The organism is Ancylomarina longa, assembly GCF_003996985.1.
Lineage (GTDB): Bacteria > Bacteroidota > Bacteroidia > Bacteroidales > Marinifilaceae > Ancylomarina_A > Ancylomarina_A longa.
Window position 1 is genome coordinate 177496 of record NZ_RJJX01000002.1, and the last position, 20362, is coordinate 197857.

Here is a 20362-nt window from a genome sequence, read left to right on the forward strand (position 1 = left end):
TTAATTGGATACATATTAAAAACGTTTCTTTTGGTTTTAGATAGTCTTAAAAAGATGTAGCATAACGCAAATATCTTTTGCTTTTTCATCTTAAAACCCAAATTATTAACTAGTGGGCTATAATAAAATTGGCATTAGAAGACACGACACATTAACAAAAGCCATTGGCTCATGTTGTGTCTTAATAACTAAACGAAACTATGAATTGTATTTAGGGGGGCGCCAAAAAGAAATGTTACTCACTATTTCCTTTTCAAGCAGAAGAGGAGCTATTATTTCAATAACCAAGAAACTAACTTGCGGAATTATCTGAGTATGAATTACCGAAGGAGTCTGACAACAAGTACAAAAGCAAAATGGGGAACAAAACTCTATATCTCCAGAATGTCCATCCTCTTGATCTTGTTGGATAATTGAAAAATAGTCGGAGTTAGAAATATGAGCATCCGCACACGGCATGAATACAAGAATCATGACATAAAGGGATAATATGGATGCTAACAGTTTCATTAATATTTATAGTAATCTCTCAAACTATTTCTCAGCAAATGTATAAAATTTGTTCGTGCAACCAAGTTGCAAACTTATAGGCGACAAATAGGACATACTCCTTTTACTACCATATTCACACTTTCCAGAGAAAAGTTCATAGGGAGATCTATTACTGGTACCGGGATATCATTCAAGCAATAGGTTTTTTTACATTTAACACAAAAAAAATGAACATGAAGATCTTCAGGATAACATTTACAATCATCCTGACATAAAGCATATTTTACAGAACCTGAACCATCATCAATACTATGAATTAATTTATTTTCCTCAAATGTTTTTAACGTTCGGTATAAGGTTGCTTTATCTGCTTTTTCAAATTTCTTTTCGAGCTCTGGTAAACTAATCGTCGATTTTTGTTCACTTAAAACCTTTAAAACCAACAAACGCATGGCTGTAGGCTTAATGTTTTTTGACTTGAGTTTGCTTTCGATATTTTCGTTCATTATACTTAATCACATTTAATGTGTTTTTAATTTTCTTCATTAGCACCAGAATAGTCAATTCCTTTAGGATTAATAAACCTTTCTGATGGCTTATGGGCTTCTTTGATTTTTGCAACAAATACAAACAAGCTGAATTAGCAATAAGTGCTAAAATAGATATTCCAATCATTATGCGGTAATCAGGCATTGCTTCAGAAGCAATAAATCGTCTGAGAATTTCTATCATTCCCAAAAAAGCAAGAGATAACTGAAAATATCCGCTTAAACGGGCACTTTCTTTTTACGAATAACACTTGAACCAACGACCCAAATACTTAAGCCATAAACAAACGAATCGGCAACTAAACCTTTGATCGGGAAAAAAAGCCTGTTAACTACAACAGGCTTTTACAATACAAATAAGTTAAAAAGTAATCAATTAAACTACCTTAACATTTACTGCACTTAATCCTTTTTCAGTTTCCTCAACGTCATAGCTTACTTTGTCTCCTTCAGATATTTCATCAATTAATGCACTCTGATGGACAAATACATCTTTAGCTCCGTCATCTGGTGTGATGAATCCAAATCCTTTAGAATTGTTGAAAAATTTTACTGTTCCGTTACTCATGATTTAAAAATTTAATGAAATATAAATATAGGGTTTTATCACTATTCTGACTAACGTAAAAGAGTATATCTCATGAGTACACTTTAAAACACCATATCGGATGACTAAGTTGCCTCAAAATCGTTCTGTTCCCAAATCCACAAAATAATATGGGCTTAACAAAAGAAACAATAAGGAATAAAAAAAGCCACTCTCCGCAGAGAATGGCTTTTCGAGGGGTACCTGCTTTCCTAATAAAACCGAAAGCAAATTACTTGATATACACTCTATACTCCCATGCCTTTAGAGACATTGAGCTTTCTTTAGCAAATTCTTGCTTTTCTTTAGTGAAAAAGTTGCTGTAAGTGCCTGCATAAGCCTCAGTGTTTAATTTGACCTTAATAGCTTTCTTACTAAGGTTTAGAACCACTAAAATTTTGTCACCGTCTTTCTCACGAGCAAATGCGAATACAGCATCGTTTTTATCGGAAGGGATGCGAATCAATTTTCCACCTTTAACGCCATTCTGCAATGCTTTATTGCTGGTTTTTAAGCTTAGTAATTTGTGATAGAAAGGAATCAAATCCTTTCTGCTCCAATTGATGGTATCCTTGTCGAAGAATTTTAATCTTTTGCTCATTCCTGCTTCCTGTCCGCTATAAATTAGAGGCATTCCGGGAACAGTGAAAGTCAAGACTGCAAAAGTGTTACCAGCGTCTCCCATTCTTTCCTTCACACTACCATTCCATGAGTTCTCGTCGTGGTTGGTGATAAAGTTCATGATGTAGGAATCGGCAGGAAAAAGGGTATCCACTTTAGTGAAATAAGCCTCCAAATCGTTGGCAGTTTTTTTGCCTTGCGCCACCTCGTTCATCAGGTGATGTAAATCCCATCCGTAGCACATATCGAAAGCATTTTGAACCAATTCAGTTCCGCCATCTTCTGCCAACATAAATACTGGTTTTACTGCATCTAACTCTTTTCTGGCTCTCTCCCAGAAATCTGTTGGCACCATACCTGCAACATCGCAACGGAAACCATCCACATCGGCATTTTTAATCCAATATTTTAGGGAACCAATCATATAATTCCGCAAATCCTGATTATCGTAATTCAAATCTGCAGTATCCGACCAATCGGTTCCGGCAGGAATAATAATCTCCCCTTTATTGTTTTGAGAATACCAATCGGTATGTTCTGTAATTAAATGATTATCCCAACCAGTATGGTTAGCAACCCAGTCTAGAATAACATGCATTCCCAATTCGTGTGCTTTTTTCACCATGTTTTGCAAATCTTCCAGAGTACCAAATTCCGGATTTACGGCACGGTAATCTGCCACAGCATAATAGCTACCCATGCTTCCTTTTCTGTTTTTCATGGAGATAGGATAAATCGGCATGATCCAAAGGATATCCACACCCATTTCTTTCAGCTGAGGCATATGTTTTACAAAGGCGTTTATCGTTCCTTCGGGTGTGTACTGGCGAATGTTTACCTCATAGATATTAGCATTTCTGCTCCATTCTACATGCTTTTCAATCTTTTTATCTGCGGCAACAGCTTTTGCAGCAGGCTTATTCTGACAGCCAATGGCAATTCCTGTAACAACAAGAAGACCTAAAATAAATTGATAAATTCTCTTCATGCGACTAATTTTTAGATGTTATATAGGATCGTATTATTAATATCAATAAAATAAGTAACTAGATTATTTCAAAAAGAACCAGATTAAAATCGGTGGAGATATTTGCTTTTCCATCCTTCACCACAGTTTCCTTACCGGAGTAGGCATCTCTTAGTTTGGTTCCGTTTTTCAAATCTCCCACGGGCAATTCTTTCGCGCCTTTCGCCAGATCTAATCCAACAATAACCTGATCTTTATAGTTTCCTTTCTGATAGGTTCGACTGAATACATAAGGCTCTTTTGAAATCATTTGATGGATTCCAGCTCCCACTGCAGGATGATTTCTACGGAAGCTTCCTAATTTTTGCCAATGCTTTAAAATCTGTTGGGTTTCCTTATCCGATTTAATCTGATCCCAATTCATAAAGGATCGTAAGTTTGCATCTCCAACTGCCCCATCAATTATCAAGGGACGTGCAGACTCATCGCCATAATAAACCTGCGAAGTACCCGGACAAAGCAATAGTTTGTTTGCCGCCTCCATACTCTTTTCTCTTTTCTGATCGAAAGGAGAACCATCATCGTGCGACGAAATATAATTTAGGACTCCATAGCCTTTTAAATCGCCATGAAGGATTTTGGAGTATTTGGTAAACAAGGCTTCGTAATCTTTGTTGGCATCCGATTTAAATTCGAAGTTGATTAAATCGGTAAAGCCATTGGCATAGTAGTTCACCTTTTTATCGCCATAATCATATACAAATTCGTTGCTGATACCATAACCGTAGACCTCTGCTACCGAGTAAAATTTATTATCATCCAGCACTTTTTCAGGATGGTTCTTCTTCCAGGTTTGGAAAGCATATTCGCACTCTTTCCTGAAGTGCTTCCATACACTTGGATCGGTATGTTTTACGGTGTCGGATCTATAGCCATCGATCCCATATTCTGTAATATAATCGCAAAGCCATTTTATTAAATAATATTCGGGAGTCCGGGGATATCCGGTACGGGCAAAGAATTCGTCCAATTCTTTTACTTCCTGATCGTAGCGACCTTCATTCTTCCATTTCTCTGCTAAAACAGCAGGAATTCCGACCTCCTTTGTACTTTCGGTCTTGATGTCAGGCAAATTATCGGTTAAAGTACACTCTACCGTAGATTTGTAATTTTGATAGGTGCAAGTTGGTTCCACTCTCACCCAATCTTTCTCCCATGCAGGATCTTTCTTTGTTGCCGGACCAGTATGATTGATCACAGCATCCATTACAATTCGGATTCCGTGAGCATGTGCCACCCGAACTAATTCGGCAAGATCCTCTTTGGTGCCAAAATTAGGATCCAGAGCAGTCCAGTCTTTCGCCCAGTAACCATGAAAGCCATAGGTGTTCCCTGTTCCCTCATCCACAGCACCATGAATTTGCTCCGTTACAGGAGTAAACCAAATGGCATTAATTCCTAAATCGGTAAAATATTCTTCTTCTATTTTCCGTGTAATTCCCTTGATATCTCCACCCTCGAAACCACGCAGTTTTCCGGTAGGCAAATCGCGATCGAAATTCACATCATTATCGGTTGTTCCATTGCAAAACCGATCGGTAAGCAAGAAATATAAATTAGCACCCTGCCACACAAAAGGTTGTTCTTTTTCCACAATAGTCTTTTCCGTGCTGCTGCAAGCAGACAAGAAAAAAAGCATTATCAGAAAAAAATAAGTTCCTAATCTCTTCATTATTTCGCTAGTTTTATCTTAAACATTACGTTGTTATCTGATTTTAACACTCCCTGAAAATGAAGTTCTCTTGTTGTTTCATCCCAATCAAAAGCAATGGCTTTCTTATCCATAATTACTTTCTTAGGTTTTTTATTGATGTTGTGAACAATCATTTGAATTGTTTTATCCGAAGTCCGATAATCCTTTCCGGGCTCGCTATTCAAGCTTAATATCAGTATATTTTTATTGTGTATAGCATGAAATTTCAGGAGCTCATACTTTCCTTTTTCGTATGCTTCCGGCGTACTACCATCATCATCATATAATTGACCTTCACTCTCCGCTACTGTTTTATCCTGATAAAAGTGCAATTCAAAATTCTTTAAAGAATAATCGCGGCTGTTTTGCATTCCTTTTATCATTGGAATGAAAGCACCTCCCCGTACAAAGACCGGAATATGATCTGCTGCTGTTGGTATGCTGTAAGTTTTGCCACCTTCAAATCGTTTATCGGTAGCGAAATCGAACCAAACATTATTTTTCGGCATGTACACCTGCTTTTGCTTCAAACCAGGATCCGTAATAGTAGAAACTAAAAAAGCATCTCCCCACAGGTAAGTATCCGAAACGCTTAACAGATCCTTATTTTCCGGTTCTTCAAAAAATAAAGGTCTCATCAAAGGGATACCGGTTTGATTGTTCTGGAATACCAAGGTGTAATTATATGGCATCAACTGGTATCTTAATTCAATTGATTTTTTTGCCAAAGCTTTGGTTATTTCATCCCGGAATACTGGTTCGGAAGGCACTGCTTCCTGAGCATGAGGACGGAATATTGGCTGAAACACGCCATATTGTAACCAGCGAGTATATAATTCATCATCCAGATTATCACCGGCAAAACCGCCTAAATCAGAGTGCATGTATGCAATTCCCTGCATTCCCATCTGCAAACTAATTTCGGTTTGTGGTTTCAATCCATCCCACGAACGGCTAACATCTCCCGACCAGGGAATCATGCCATATCGTTGAGAACCTACTGCTCCGGCTCTCATCAGAATAAAAGGTCGTTGTTTTGGGAAATCTTTGCGATAGCCATCAAAAACCAATTTCGCCCAATAATGTCCGTAGATATTATGCACCTCATCGGCAGATCCATTCACATGCTGAAGTGCAGCAGGATGAACCTCTGGCTCTCCTAAATCTCCCCACCATCCGCCAATGCCTTTATTAACCAAACCTTTATAAATATTCCAGAACCATGAGATTGCTTTGGGTTTAAAAACGTCAATCAAGCCAGTATGTCCAAAATAAAAATCAAAAGTATAGGGATTTCCAAATGTATCTACACCTAAAATATTTTCTTTTTCAACCTCTGTCCAACGTTTGGACGTAGTAAGTATAAACGGTTCTGTTATCAGGATACTTTTTACACCTTCCTGATTTAATTGAGAAATCATCTTTTCAGGATTTGGAAAGGAATCACGATAAAAAGCAAGATTCCCCATATCACCTTTCAGATTTTTTCCGAACCAATACAAATCCATAATAATAGCATCCACCGGAATCGAGTCTTTGCGATATTCAGCAATGGTCCGGAGCACCTGCTTTTGAGAATGATAACCAAATCTACTGGCAAAATTCCCGAGTGCCCAACGTGCTATCATTGGCTGTCTGCCAGTTAATTTGGTAAATTGATTGGTGAAATCCTGCCAGGTATCTGTCGCAATTATCTGATAGGTTTTACGTCCACCTATGGTTTCATAACGCAAAGTATTATTGTGCTTGCTGTCTAAATCCAGGTAACCGATAGGAGCATTATCGAAATGCACTGCATATTTTTTAGAGGAAATCACCAAAGGCATGGAATAATTCATCAATTCGGAATGGGTTCCGTATCCATAATCAGCTCTATTATAGAGTTTCAAACGATAACCTCTGCGGTTCATTCCCAATACTCTGGCTCCACCGCCATACAAAACTTCACTCTTATCAATATTGAAATCGATATTTTCGGAGCTGTCGGTTTTCACATACCCATTCTTCTCCGCAATTAATCTCTTGTTTTTATAGTCGTAACTGATTCCGAATGGTTTTTTGGATATCAGAACTGCCAATCCATGCGATTGAAACACCAACAAACTATCCTTATCAACCAATTTTCCAATTCCTTTTTCCGGAATCATCACAACCGCTGTGGACGCTTTCTGGCAAACTTCTCCTTTTGGGATAAAGGATGTTTCCACAATATTATTATCGTAGAATTGAATGGCATAATTTCCTTCGTTGGTAACAACGATCAATTGATTGTTATCCTTATGATAGGATTGATATATTCGATTACTGTTTTGTGCCTCGCTGGTAAGGGCAACACAGATGGCTGCAAATAAGAGAGCAGATGTTAAAAAATATCGTTTTAAATTATTCATATTCAGAAATACTTATTTCTTAGAACTAATGAGTTATTAGCTATTTTGATTTGACTATTATTGCAATTCGATCACCAGGGAAGTGTTAGCTTCCACCTCCATTGTATCCTGCGAAAAATCGAAGAGCTTACCACTTAAAATATCTTTCCCAGAGATATAAGTTTTCATGCTCTCAGAAAATCTGCTTAGGTTAATTTTTTGAGCCTCGGCATTACTATTCAGCACTACCATCACACTTTTTTCAGCATTACTTCGGAAATACACATATACATTATTCTCCGGAACGTAATGCCTCAAGTTACCCGAATGAATCACTGCATTATTTTTTCTCCAATTCAGTAGATTTCTTAAAAACTGAAAGGCATCCGCTTCCCTTGCTGTTCTTCCTTGTTTGGTAAATGCATTTCGTTGATCCTGCTTCCAACCACCAGGGAAATCGATTCGCATTTTACCATCCCCATCGCTTTTCTTTCCTTCCATCAGGATTTCTATTCCGGAATAAAGTTGTGGCGTTCCACGAGTAGTGAGTAGGAAAGTCATCAACAATTTAAACTTTTGAATATCTCCATCGAGAACCCACATGATTCTGTCCGTATCGTGATTCTCGGCAAAAGTTAAGAGGTTACCTGTATCGTGATATAAATAATCAGCGGCCAGACTTTCATATAAACGAACCATTCCTTTTTCCCATCCAGTAGATTCATTAAATGCTTTTTGCATTTCAAAAAACAACTGAAAATCCATTACGCATGGCATATAGGAATTGTATCCATCGGCGTTTAGCGCATCCTTTTGCCAATAGGCAATATCTGCAGCAGATTTATACCAGGTCTCTCCAACAAAATTAAAATGAGGATATTCTCTTAAAAGGGCTTGTCCCCATTCGGACATTCCCTGAGGATCATTGTAGGGATAGGTATCCATTCTTATACCTCCTAAATCGGCATATTCCACCCACCAGATACTATTCTGAATCAGGTAAGTCATTAACAATTCATTTTGCTGATTCAAATCCGGCATACAACCAACAAACCAACCATCGAGGAATTGATCTCTGTCTATCTTTGAAGCATAAGGATCCTGAATTGTTGATTTTCGGTGATTGGAAGGAGTGAATTTATCATGTAAATGTACCCAATCCTTGCTTGGAAGATCTTTCATCCACCAATGAGCCATTCCACAATGATTAAAAACCATGTCCATGATTAATTTAATACCATGTTTTTGACAAGCCTGAGATAAACGACGATAATCTTCGTTCGTACCAAAACGAGCATCAATTTTGTAGTAGTCGGAAATTGCATAGGAATGATAAGAGCCTTGAGGTTCATTATCTTCCAAAAGTGGAGTATTCCATAAGGCCGTAATCCCCAGATCTTCCAAATAATCTAAATGTTTAATAATTCCCTGTATATCCCCACCATGACGGCCATCTGGATTATTTCGGTCGACTTTTTCGCTAAGATTTTCAACAGAATTATTATCGAGATCTCCATTTGCAAAACGATCTGGCATAATCAAATAGATTACATCCGAGTTATCGAATCCTTTTCGCTCAGCTGATTCCTTTCTTCTCTGCTTCAATTCATATGGATAATGAATTTCCTTACCACTAGCATCGCGAAAGACAATATTAAACTTACCAGCTTTCGCAGTACTTGAAACTTGCAGGTTCAAGAATAAATAATTGTCATTATCTACCTTAGTCACTCCCATTAACTGCACTCCAGGATACGAAATCTCTACCTTTAAATTACCTATATGCTCGCCATGTACCATTAATTGCAGATTGGGATTATTCATTCCCACCCACCAGAACATAGGTTCCAGATGATCAATTTTTGACGCTGCCGAAAAAGCAGTAGAGCTAATTAAGGAAAGTAATAAACAAGGAATCAAAGATAATTTTAGCAAGTTCATCATATTTGGAATCTTAGGTAGTACAAAAATTCAGGATAAAGGAAAGGACCTCTACCCTGAATTAATATGCTTTACAATCAGGCATTTTCAATTACCAAACTGCTTGATTTTTCGATTTTGTATTCATCATCCTGCAAAAAGAGGGTAATATTCTCCCCTTCTTCGTTGATAACGCCTACACCTTCTTCAGATACCCTTACATTGAGTAAATTTCCTCTGAATCGAACTTTAAAAGAATAAGACTTCCATTCTTTCGGAATCAATGGATTAAGGCTCAATTTACCATTCACCACACGCATGCCTCCAAATCCTTCAACAATAGACATCCATGTTCCGGCCATACTTGTAATATGCAAGCCTTCGTGAACTTCCTTATTATAATCATCCAAATCCAATCGGGATGTTCTCAAGTACAAATTGTATGCTCTTTCTATATCGCCAATTTTAGACGCAAGAATGGAGTGAATACAGGGAGACAAAGAGGATTCGTGCAAGGTTCTTGGTTCGTAGAAGTCGTAGTTCTTTTGAATTGTTTCCAAATCAAACTTATCTTCGAACAAATACACTCCCTGCAAAACATCTGCTTGTTTGATAAAGCAGGAACGAAGAATTCTATCCCAGGACCAATGCTGATTGATTGGTCTGATTTTAGGATCCAAATCGACTGCTAAAATCTGTTCCTTATCCATATAACCCTCTTGTTGCAAGAAAACTCCTGTTTCCTCATCAATCGGGTAATACATATTTTCAATAATATCGTTCCATTTTGCTGTTTCCTGATTAAAATCGAAATTCAAATCAGACATAATTTCGTTGAAACGATTCGTATTTGATTCTTTGACAAAGGCCATTGCTTCTTGTGTATATTTCATACACCAAGTAGCTAAGGTACTTGTATACCAGTTATTATTAACGTTATTTTCGTACTCGTTAGGACCAGTAACACCAAGCATTACATACTTCTTCTTGGCTTGAGAATAAGTCACTCTTTGGCTCCAAAAACGAGTAATACCGATCAAAACATCCAAACCATATTCTTCCAGATATTTTTGATCTCCGGTATGACGAACGTAATTGTAAATAGCAAAAGCAATAGCTCCATTTCTATGGATTTCCTCGAATGTTATCTCCCACTCATTGTGACATTCTTCACCATTCATAGTCACCATAGGATAAAGAGCAGCCCCATCTGTAAATCCTAGTTTTGCCGCATTTTCAATAGCTCTTTGCAAATGCTTATGGCGATAAATCAATAAATTACGAGTCACTTCTGGTTTTGAAGTACTCAAATAGAAAGGAACGCAATAAGCTTCGGTATCCCAATAGGTACTACCACCATATTTTTCGCCGGTAAATCCTTTTGGTCCGATATTTAAACGTTCATCTTCGCCGGTATAAGTTTGATTTAGTTGAAAGATATTAAAACGAATGGCTTGCTGAGCAGCAACATCACCTTCAATAACAATATCGCTATGCGACCATTTATCAGCCCATCTAGCAACATGCTCTTCCAACAATTTTCCATATCCTTTTTCATATGCCGATGCCACTACCTTATGTGCGTCATTCAGGATCTCAGATTTTGAATGATTCAAGGAACTTAAAACCCCTGCATATTTATAGATGGCTAATTCTTCATCTTGTTCCACCTCAAATTCAACAGTATTTGAAACATATTTTGCATCTTCAGTCAGAGCCGGATTCATTTCCAATTTCTGACCATCCTTGTACACATCATATTTCATTCCCATGCAAACATGGAAATCAAGTTTCTTTGTTTTAGCAGTGATATATGCTTCTCCACTCAAGGATTTTGACACTAAAATATCCCAAAATTTCTCGTCATAGTTCGAATCCGAATTCATCACATCCGCATCGATGTATGGAATAAATTTGATTTTACCATCAAAATTTAAAGGCGTTACTGAATAACGAATCATACCAACCTCCGTATCCACGATACTTAGGAATCTTTTGGTTTCCACCTTCAGTTTATTCCCATTGGACATACTAGCTATGAAGGTTCTTTCCAGTACGCCTTCCTTCATGTTTAGCGTGCGAACAAAATCGCTGGTTTCACATTTTGCCAAATCCAGCATTTCGCCATTAATCTTTACATCAATGCCAATCCAGGTTGGGGCGTTTAATACTTTTGCAAAATATTCGGGATATCCATTCTTCCACCATCCAACTCTGGTTTTATCCGGATAATAAACACCGGCAACATAAGTTCCTTGTAGTGTTTTTCCTGAGTAATGTTCTTCAAACATAGCTCTTTGCCCCATGTTCCCATTACCCAGACTAAATATACTTTCAGACGAACGATGATTCTCAGGATTAAAACCTTCCTCAATTACACACCACTCATCATGTTTTAAATACTCGTTCATGTTTGGTTTTCTTTAAATAATAATCCTATACTGATTTAAAAATCCAGCTGAGCCATCGTAAGCCCAACAAATCCGGGTACTACTAAATTTGCCTTTCCCAATACCTCAGGAGAACCAATTCCCACACATCTCATTTTACCATTAAGCGCAGCTTCCACACCAGCTTCGGCATCTTCAAAAACAATGCATTCAGCAGGTGAAAAACCAAGTAATTCAGCGCCTTTTAAAAACACTTCAGGATCTGGTTTGGCTTTGCTAACGTGAGTTCCATCAACTATCGCATCAAAATAATCCGTTAATTGAAGTTGCTTTAAAATAGTCATAGCATTCTTACTTGCTGAACCCAATGCTATCTTAATCCCTTCAGATTTTAAGACCTTAAAAAAATCTTTCACTCCGGGGAGAATCTCATCAGGAGTCATTTTTAAGATATATTCCAAATAGTTCTTATTTTTCTTTTCAGCAAGTTGGAGCTTTGTCTTTTCATCTAGCTCCACATTTCCTATTTCGAGAAGAATATCCAAAGATGTCATTCTGCTGACACCCTTTAATCTTTCATTGTCTTCCTTGGTGAAATCGAATCCCAATTCATTTGCCAAGCTTCTCCAGGCGATATAATGATACTTCGCAGTATCTACAACCACTCCGTCTAAATCGAAAATACACGCACTAATCTTTTCCATTAGTTCTATTTTTTAATCTTGTTTTTCAGTTTCTGATTTTACAAATGCTACAGAGAACGAGCCCAAAATCATAACAATACCAGCCATTACCAATATATATATTCCTTGTCCTCCAAAAAAGGTTCTTAAGATGGGACCACCAAACAAACCACTTAATATTTGGGGAACCACAACAGTTAAATTGAACAATCCCATATAGATACCCATACGTTTTGCCGGAAGAGATCCGGAAAGGATGGCATATGGCAATGCCAATATTCCTGCCCATGCGATACCTATCCCAACCATGGAAACAAGCAACATGTACTGACTGTGAAAAAAGTAAGTTGATATAAATCCAAGTCCGCCAAGAAGCAAGGAACCAGCATACACCGTCTTCCTGCTTGTCATTTGAATAATTTTTGGCATGGCAACAGAAAATAATGCTGCCACCAAGCTATACATAGCAAAACATATACCGACCCAATTTCCAGCCTCATCAAAAGCACGGCGTATATTCATGTTGGTTTCCGTTTCCGCATTAAAGCCTATCGGAACACCAAAATAATGTTGAGAAATTGCTGTAGTGGAATATACCCACAATAAAAAAAGCGGGAACCAGGAAAACAACTGAACAATGGAAAGCTGTTTCATTGTTTTAGGCATATTCAGTAGGAGCTTCCAAAAACTCTCCTTTTGTGCTTTATCCTCTTCCGTAATATTATTGTATGCTTCAAATTCCTCAGGGGGATATTCTTTTGTTTTAAATACAGTCACTAACACACTTATCAAAAGTAGCGAACCTCCAATATAGAAAGACCATATCACGGATGGAGCAACTTTTCCGGCATCAGCTTCATTGGCAATTCCTGCTGCAGTCAGAATAAAAGGTAATGCAGAACCAATAACAGCACCTACATTTATTAAAAAACTTTGAATGGAGTAACCAATATTGCGTTGGTCTTCTGGTGTCATATCCGCAACCAATGCCCTAAAAGGCTGAAAGGTTACATTAAACGATCCATCCATTAAGGCAAGCATAACCACACCAAAAGCTAAAGCTCCTGCTCCACCTGCTTTAACAATAAAAGGGGCATTGGGCATAAAAAACATGGCCAACATAGATATTATTGCTCCAAATAAAATATAAGGAGAACGACGTCCCAATTTAGTCCATGTTTTGTCACTTGCGGCACCAACAACAGGTTGAATCATAAGTCCCATGATAGGTGCAACTAGCCAAAAGAATGACAAAGAGTGAGGATCAGCACCCAAACTGGTTAATATTCTACTGGCGTTAGCATTCTGCAAGGCAAAGCCAAATTGAACACCTAAAAAACCGAAACTTAAGTTCCAAATTTGCCAAAAATTTAAACGAGGTTGTTTCTTCATTTAATGGTCTTTTTTTAACCTTCTATCTTTTATACAGAGGTTTAATTACATTTTTTCAAAAAATACTATTCAAACCATAAGCAAGTATAATCGTTTCGAAACTTAAATCTCTAAAACAACGATACAACAACTATGATTGTGTTACTAAAAAAAATAGATATCAATTAGGAAATGGTGATCTTCAATGAATACGACAAATACGAATTCATTTCAAAACGGGCTAACAGACTATATCGTATTAATAAAAACACAACATACAGACCACATATATTTCCATCATTTTATCAGGAAATAAGATCACATTTATAAGGGGAACAATAAAAAAAGTCGGAATTGAGGCTTCCCTCAATGCTCAAAAGTAGATAAAAAAATATAAGATGTCAAAATTCCTTTCTTACCTATTAGTCCGAAAACACTTGAATTAAAGCCCTGCAATACGTTTCAAACGATTGCAGTGTAAAGCAAAAAAAATGTATTTTTTTGCTTTACACACCGTAAACACAAAAAGAAAGGCTGCAAATTGCAGCCTTTCTTTTTAAATATCATTACTTTTCCCGAGTTGATCCCCGGACAATTAGATTTGTCTTCACCACTCTGGTAACAGGTTCATAATCCATTTCTCCGTCTTTTATTCGATCTACCAATAACTCGGTTGCTTTTAAGCCAACTTCAAATCCGTGTTGCTCCAGCGTAGTTAAATTAGGATCCGTAACCCGGGAAACCAACCCATCCGTAAATCCCACTATTGAAATATCCTCTGGAACTCTAAATCCAACCTTCTTTACTGCCAAAAGAGCACCAGCAGCGGTTAGTTCATTCACTGCAAATATAGCATCAGGAGGGCTCGATAATTTTAATAACTCAGGAGTTTTCAACATAGCCTCCTCATAGTTATCGCATTTTATAATTAAATCTTCATCAATCGCAATTTTGTGCTTTATCAAAGCTTGTCGATATCCTTTTTGTCTATTCTGGCCTAAAAGCATATGTTGCGGAGCTGATAAGTGAGCGATTCGCTTACATCCAATATTAATAAGATGATCCACTGCTGCAAAAGCTCCGGCAAAATCATCCACAATTACATTATCCGAAGATAGTTCATTACATATTCGATCGAAAAAAACAATAGGAATACCATTGTCCCGCAGCTCTTTAAAATGACTAAAATCTTTTGTTTCCTTCGACATCGAAACCAATACACCATCCACTCTACTGGAAAGCAATGCCTGCACATTTGCAATTTCCCGTTCATAGGATTCGTTGGACTGGAACATCATTACATTATATCCTGCCTTATAAGCGATTTCTTCAATTCCACTTATGACAGAAGAGAAAAAATGATGCACAATCTCGGGAATAATAACACCAATGATATTGCTTTTACTATGTCGCAGACTCAAAGCAACTGCATTAGGCCTATAATTCCATTTCTTAGCAAGTTCATTTACTGCTACTTTTGTTTTGGAGCTAATATCTGGGTGATCTTTTAATGCTCTGGATACTGTTGATGCCGAAATACCTAATTCCTTAGCAATATCTTTAATGGTTACCTGCCCACTTCTCATATAAAATTCTTAAATTAACAAACAGCAATAATGGTTTTGTTATCAAGTAGATACACCAAACACACGCGAGAACAATGACTATCGCTACAAGCATGGTAAATATAGGAATAATTAAACAAACAAATTCTTGTAAACAGGATTTAATTCTCTCATATCGATTTATTCACATATATTAATTTCAAACGTTTGCGGTGACGATTGCAATGATTTATCTTCACTTAATTATCAATCACTTAGAGGAAGCTAAATTCAATAATTATCTTTGATTTGAATAAAAATTAAGGCTAACTAAAAGTTAAGATGATATTAAGAGTAGTACTATAAGGAGAACCAAAGTCGGAAAATGAGTTCACATCTATTACTCAAAATAGTAAGCTTAACTGTAACTAATTTCTAATTTATCTTAAATTTCTATTTTATGGAACTTAACATTAGTATGCTAAGAAAACTGCTTCTTATGCTTGTTATGGTATTTTCTTTTACCATGATACATGCACAGGAAAAAGTTGTTACTGGTACTGTTACCGATGCAAACGATGGCATGGGTATCCCTGGTGTTTCTGTGGTTGTAAAAGGTACAACAATAGGAACAACTACTAATATTGATGGACATTACACTTTAAGTGTAGATGCTTCCGCTACTATTATTTACTCGTTTGTAGGTTACAGACCTCAAGAAATAGCAGTCGGAAACCAATCCCAAATCAATGTAATTTTAAGTATTGAAACCGAAAACCTTTCCGAAGTTGTTGTGATTGGTTATGGTCAGGTAAAAAAATCTGATGCTACCGGCTCTGTAACTGCTGTAGGTGAAGATGACTTTAATAAAGGAGCAATTACTTCTCCACAGTCACTTATCGTTGGTAAAACTGCAGGTGTTGTAGTAACTACCAACAGTGGTGAACCAGGAGCAGGTGCTACTATTCGAATTCGTGGGGGTTCCTCTTTGAAAGCTACCAATGATCCATTAATTGTTCTCGATGGTTTTCCATTGGATAACTCAGGTTTGGATGGTCTTGCTAATCCACTTTCCACTATCAATCCAAATGATATTGCTTCGATGACTATCCTTAAGGATGCGTCAGCTACTGCTATTTATGGATCTCGTGCATCAAATGGTGTAATTATTATCACTACCAAAAAAGGTGTTAAAAAGGGTTTAAATATTAGCTATAACGGAAACGTTTCTGTTGGAGAGGTAAAAAAATATACCGATGTTTTTAATGGAAATGAATTTAGAACTTTAGTGAAAGATCGTGTTGACAATTACGGATTAACTGACTTTGCACTTACTCGTTTAGGATCTGAGAATACAGATTGGCAAGATAAGATTTATCGTACTTCTGTATCTACAGACCATAATGTTAGCGTATTCGGGAATGTGATGAATACTCCTTTCCGTGCATCTGTAGGACACACCATCGAAAATGGTGTTCTGAAAGATTCAGGTATTGACAGAACTACAATGTCTATTAATGCTACTCCTTCTTTCTTTGATGATCAATTGAAAGTAAATTTCAATGTTAAGGGAATGTATATAGACAATAATTTCTCTAACACAGATGCAATAGGTTCTGCATTTGAATTCGATCCTACTCAAGCTGTGAGAAATGGAAATACCACTTATGGTGGTTATACTGCATGGGTTGATTTAGCAGAAGCTGACCAATTGAATGGAGCTCCTATTAATATTGCAACTCACAATCCACTTGCTCGTCTTGCTTACAGAGACAATACATCTACTGTAAAGAGAATGATCAGTAATATTCAGTTTGACTACAAAATTCCATATATTCCTAATTTAAGAGCAAACTTAAACTTAGGATATGATTATTCTAAGAGTGATGGAGACGATAATACCGACTCAAGAGCATCATGGAGTTATCGCGAACCAGAACAGAATATTAAAAATTACGATCGTAAAAATCAAAATACCCTTTTGGATTTTTACTTGAACTATACTAAAGAGTTTGGTGAGCACAAAATTGATGCTACTGCCGGTTACGGTTGGCAACATTTCCAACGCGAAGGTTCTAACTACAATAGAACAATAGAAGAAACCAATGGTACACCTAATATTGAAAAAACCACAGCTTTCAAAAATGAAAACTATTTGGTATCCTTTTTTGGTCGTGTCAACTACACCTTCATGGATAGATATTTATTGACTGCTACTTTACGTGATGATGGTTCGTCCAGATTCTCAAAAGATAACCGTTGGGGTTTATTCCCTGCTGCAGCCTTTGCATGGAAAATCAACGAAGAATCTTTCTTGAAAAATGTAAAGCAAGTTTCTAACTTGAAGATGAGACTTGGTTACGGTATTACAGGTCAGCAGGATATTTCGGATAACTATTATCCTTACATCCCTGTTTATCGTCAAAGTGAAGCTGGTGCCTACTATCAATTTGGCAATCAGTTTTATTCAACTTTGAGACCGAATCCTTATGATGCTGACATTAAATGGGAAGAAACTACTACCTATAATGCTGGTATCGACTTTGGATTCTTCAACGATCGTATCACTGGATCATTCGATATTTACAAACGTAAAACCAAAGACTTGATTAGTGAGATTCCAATTGCTGCAGGTACTAACTTTTCAAACTTCCTAACAACAAATGTTGGTAGTCTTGAGAACAACGGTTACGAAATCACTGTAAACTACCATATAATTTCCAATAGCGATATGAGCTGGGAAATTGGAGCAAACTTAACACATAACAAAAATGAAATTACTTCACTTTCAAATATCAAAAGCGAAGATAATAACTCAGGTTATGATTTAGGTGGAATTTCTGGTGGTGTTGGAAATAATGTAATGTTTAATACTGTTGGACACTCAGCAAACACATTCTACTTATTTAAACAAGTTTATGACCAAAATGGCATGCCTATTGAAGGATTATATAATGACAAAACTAAATTAGGTGGTAATGTAGCTGGTAATAACGACAACAAATATCTAATGAAAAATCCAACTCCGGATTATTTAATTGGTATTACTTCTAAGTTCTCTTATAAGAACTGGGATTTCTCATTTGCTGGTCGTCTAAGTTTGGATAATTACGTGTATAATAACAACGATTCAAATCGCGCATTATATCAAAACTTATACAACCAATCAGGATATTTGGCTAACCTACCAAAATCTGTACTAAAAACTAATTTTACTACAGCTCAGTACTGGTCAGATTTCTACTTGGAAAATGCATCTTTCTTTAGAATGGATAACATTACTTTAGGATATAGTTTTGATAAGATTATGGCTCACAAAATTTCTGGTCGTATCTCTGCAACTGTTCAAAATGCATTTGTAATTACAGACTATTCAGGTTTAGATCCAGAGGTTGACGGTGGTATTGATAACAATATCTATCCTCGTCCACGTACATTTATGCTTGGCGTAAATCTTAATTTCTAAAAACCTACAAATAAATTAAATATGAAAAGATTAAAATTTTATATGATATTTGTACTTGCTGCGATTTTATCATTTTCAGCATGTACTAATGATTTGGAGGTTCAACCTATCGACCCCAATGAAGCAACGGCTACTAATGTTTTTAAGGATGAAGCATCCTATAAAGAAGCTCTTGCAAAGATATACGCAACCTATGCAATCAGCGGACAAGTTGGCGGCGGCGGCGGTGCTCCTGATATACAAGGTATCGACGAAAACTTTGGTAACTATCTACGTCAGTATTGGGGATTACAAGAACTTCCAACCGACGAAGCAATAATGGCTTGGGACGATGCTACTATCAAAAACTTTCACTGGCAAACCTGGGCTCCTAATGATGTATTTATTGCTGCTCTTTATTCCAGAATTTTTTATACTGTAACTACAGCTAACGAATTCATTAGAACAACAAACGCTGCAATAGCAAATGCTTCAGGTACTTTCAAAACAGAATTGGAAAACTATCAGGCAGAAGCCAGATTCTTAAGAGCATTCTCCTATTGGCATGCAATTGACATGTTTGGAAATGTTCCTTTTGTTACAGAAGACGATCTTCCAGGGGCATTTTCTCCTGAAAGAATTTCTCGTGCAGACTTATTTACTTATGTGGAAAAAGAGTTAATAGATCTTTCAACCAAACTTGCAGAACCTAAAACAAACGAATATGGACGTGTCGATCGTGTTTCTGCTTGGATGCTACTTGCAAAACTTTACCAAAATTCAACTGTTTACACCGGTGTTGATCGAAATACTGACGCATTAACTTATTTGAATAAGGTGATTAATGAAGGCGGATATACTTTTGATCCAAATTACAAAAGAATGTTTAGTGCCGACAATGACACAAGTCCTGAAATCATTTTCCCAATTACTTTTGATGGTTTGAACACTCAACAATATGGAGGTATGACATTTGTTCTTCATGCTTCTAACGGTGGAGGAATGCCATTAAATGGAATTGATGGTGGTTGGGGAGGAATCCGTACTATCAAGGAATTAGTTTCTAAGTTCAATATTACAGAAAGTGACTTTAGTGCTGCAGCTCCTGAATTTGTGGGTGCAGATACACGTGGTATGTTCTATTTCAATCCAGACAACTGGCAATGGGAAGTAACTAATGTTGGAACCTTCACCAATGGTATCGGTGTTACTAAATTTAAGAATCTTAAGGCTGATGGTAGTGAAGCTCCAAATGCTCACCCTGCTTTTGTAAGTACTGATTTCCCTGTATTCCGTCTTTCTGATGCTTACCTAATGTATGCTGAATCAGTTGTAAGAGGTGGTGCTGGTGGTGATGTTGCTACTGCAGTTGGATATGTAAATCAAATCAGAGAAAGAGCTTATGGTGACAATTCCGGTGATATTACTGCTGGTGATTTAACCCTTGACTTTCTTCTTAATGAAAGAGCACGTGAACTTTATTGGGAGTGTCACAGACGTACCGACTTAATCCGTTTCGGTAAATTTACCGGAGGCGATTATCTATGGACATGGAAAGGAAACAATCAAACAGGTTCTGCTTCAGAATCCTATAGAGATTTATACCCAATTCCATCAAATGACTTGTTGGCAAATCCAAATCTAATCCAAAATGATGGTTATTAATAAAATGA

General features: G+C 36.9%; 14 protein-coding genes. 2 read left to right on the forward strand and 12 right to left on the reverse strand.

All coding sequences use genetic code 11. The features are described from left to right. Positions 1–198 precede the first annotated feature (198 nt). The 12 genes from DLK05_RS17975 to DLK05_RS02910 all read right to left on the reverse strand — a co-directional run bounded on the left by DLK05_RS17975 (position 199) and on the right by DLK05_RS02910 (position 15286). Positions 199–510 (reverse strand): DUF6660 family protein, encoded by a 312-nt coding sequence (locus DLK05_RS17975; protein ID WP_369073560.1) that lies wholly within the window; start codon positions 508–510, stop codon positions 199–201. A 74-nt stretch (positions 511–584) separates the two neighbouring features. After that, positions 585–998: a Fur family transcriptional regulator gene (locus DLK05_RS02860; protein ID WP_127342473.1), complete on the reverse strand. Its 414-nt coding sequence runs from the start codon at positions 996–998 to the stop codon at positions 585–587. Continuing rightward, positions 955–1224, reverse strand: a complete 270-nt coding sequence (locus DLK05_RS17415) for a hypothetical protein (protein WP_209319675.1) — start codon at positions 1222–1224, stop codon at positions 955–957. The genes DLK05_RS02860 and DLK05_RS17415 overlap by 44 nt, the downstream gene beginning before the upstream one ends. Positions 1225–1416: 192 nt before the next feature. After that, positions 1417–1608 carry a cold-shock protein gene (locus DLK05_RS02870; RefSeq protein WP_127342474.1) on the reverse strand — a complete coding sequence of 64 codons (192 nt, stop codon included), beginning with the start codon at positions 1606–1608 and terminating at the stop codon, positions 1417–1419. Between the two features lie 250 nt (positions 1609–1858). Next, the gene (locus tag DLK05_RS02875) at positions 1859–3235 is read right to left on the reverse strand and encodes an alpha-amylase family glycosyl hydrolase (protein ID WP_127342475.1); all 1377 of its coding nucleotides are present in this window, start codon (positions 3233–3235) and stop codon (positions 1859–1861) included. 58 nt (positions 3236–3293) lie between these two features. Further along, on the reverse strand, positions 3294–4946 hold the full coding sequence (locus tag DLK05_RS02880; protein WP_127342476.1) for an alpha-amylase family glycosyl hydrolase: 1653 nt from the start codon (positions 4944–4946) through the stop codon (positions 3294–3296). After that, complete coding sequence (locus DLK05_RS02885; protein ID WP_127342477.1) at positions 4946–7357, reverse strand: glycoside hydrolase family 31 protein; 2412 nt, start codon at positions 7355–7357, stop codon at positions 4946–4948. The genes DLK05_RS02880 and DLK05_RS02885 overlap by 1 nt, the downstream gene beginning before the upstream one ends. A 57-nt stretch (positions 7358–7414) precedes the next feature. After that, positions 7415–9277 (reverse strand): glycoside hydrolase family 13 protein, encoded by a 1863-nt coding sequence (locus tag DLK05_RS02890; RefSeq protein WP_127342547.1) that lies wholly within the window; start codon positions 9275–9277, stop codon positions 7415–7417. A 77-nt stretch (positions 9278–9354) separates the two neighbouring features. Next, the gene (locus DLK05_RS02895; RefSeq protein ID WP_127342478.1) at positions 9355–11667 is read right to left on the reverse strand and encodes a glycoside hydrolase family 65 protein; all 2313 of its coding nucleotides are present in this window, start codon (positions 11665–11667) and stop codon (positions 9355–9357) included. A 35-nt stretch (positions 11668–11702) separates the two neighbouring features. After that, complete coding sequence (gene pgmB, locus DLK05_RS02900) at positions 11703–12350, reverse strand: beta-phosphoglucomutase (RefSeq protein WP_127342479.1); 648 nt, start codon at positions 12348–12350, stop codon at positions 11703–11705. Between the two features lie 12 nt (positions 12351–12362). Beyond that, positions 12363–13721, reverse strand: coding sequence for an MFS transporter (locus tag DLK05_RS02905; protein WP_127342480.1), 1359 nt, complete (start codon positions 13719–13721; stop codon positions 12363–12365). Between the two features lie 545 nt (positions 13722–14266). Further along, on the reverse strand, positions 14267–15286 hold the full coding sequence (locus DLK05_RS02910; protein WP_127342481.1) for a LacI family DNA-binding transcriptional regulator: 1020 nt from the start codon (positions 15284–15286) through the stop codon (positions 14267–14269). 418 nt (positions 15287–15704) lie between these two features. Between DLK05_RS02910 and DLK05_RS02915 the strand changes: the two genes are divergently transcribed. Together DLK05_RS02915 and DLK05_RS02920 are read left to right on the forward strand one after the other, a co-directional pair. Further along, positions 15705–18710, forward strand: a complete 3006-nt coding sequence (locus DLK05_RS02915; protein WP_127342482.1) for a SusC/RagA family TonB-linked outer membrane protein — start codon at positions 15705–15707, stop codon at positions 18708–18710. Between the two features lie 21 nt (positions 18711–18731). Continuing rightward, complete coding sequence (locus DLK05_RS02920) at positions 18732–20354, forward strand: RagB/SusD family nutrient uptake outer membrane protein (protein ID WP_127342483.1); 1623 nt, start codon at positions 18732–18734, stop codon at positions 20352–20354. The last annotated feature ends 8 nt before the right edge of the window (positions 20355–20362 follow it).

Coding starts and splice junctions, on each gene's coding strand:
- DLK05_RS17975 (WP_369073560.1), bottom strand. CDS start 510: ATGAAACTGTTAGCATCCATATTATCCCTTTATGTCATGATTCTTGTA.
- DLK05_RS02860 (WP_127342473.1), bottom strand. CDS start 998: ATGAACGAAAATATCGAAAGCAAACTCAAGTCAAAAAACATTAAGCCT.
- DLK05_RS17415 (WP_209319675.1), bottom strand. CDS start 1,224: ATGATAGAAATTCTCAGACGATTTATTGCTTCTGAAGCAATGCCTGAT.
- DLK05_RS02870 (WP_127342474.1), bottom strand. CDS start 1,608: ATGAGTAACGGAACAGTAAAATTTTTCAACAATTCTAAAGGATTTGGA.
- DLK05_RS02875 (WP_127342475.1), bottom strand. CDS start 3,235: ATGAAGAGAATTTATCAATTTATTTTAGGTCTTCTTGTTGTTACAGGA.
- DLK05_RS02880 (WP_127342476.1), bottom strand. CDS start 4,946: ATGAAGAGATTAGGAACTTATTTTTTTCTGATAATGCTTTTTTTCTTG.
- DLK05_RS02885 (WP_127342477.1), bottom strand. CDS start 7,357: ATGAATAATTTAAAACGATATTTTTTAACATCTGCTCTCTTATTTGCA.
- DLK05_RS02890 (WP_127342547.1), bottom strand. CDS start 9,277: ATGAACTTGCTAAAATTATCTTTGATTCCTTGTTTATTACTTTCCTTA.
- DLK05_RS02895 (WP_127342478.1), bottom strand. CDS start 11,667: ATGAACGAGTATTTAAAACATGATGAGTGGTGTGTAATTGAGGAAGGT.
- pgmB (WP_127342479.1), bottom strand. CDS start 12,350: ATGGAAAAGATTAGTGCGTGTATTTTCGATTTAGACGGAGTGGTTGTA.
- DLK05_RS02905 (WP_127342480.1), bottom strand. CDS start 13,721: ATGAAGAAACAACCTCGTTTAAATTTTTGGCAAATTTGGAACTTAAGT.
- DLK05_RS02910 (WP_127342481.1), bottom strand. CDS start 15,286: ATGAGAAGTGGGCAGGTAACCATTAAAGATATTGCTAAGGAATTAGGT.
- DLK05_RS02915 (WP_127342482.1), top strand. CDS start 15,705: ATGGAACTTAACATTAGTATGCTAAGAAAACTGCTTCTTATGCTTGTT.
- DLK05_RS02920 (WP_127342483.1), top strand. CDS start 18,732: ATGAAAAGATTAAAATTTTATATGATATTTGTACTTGCTGCGATTTTA.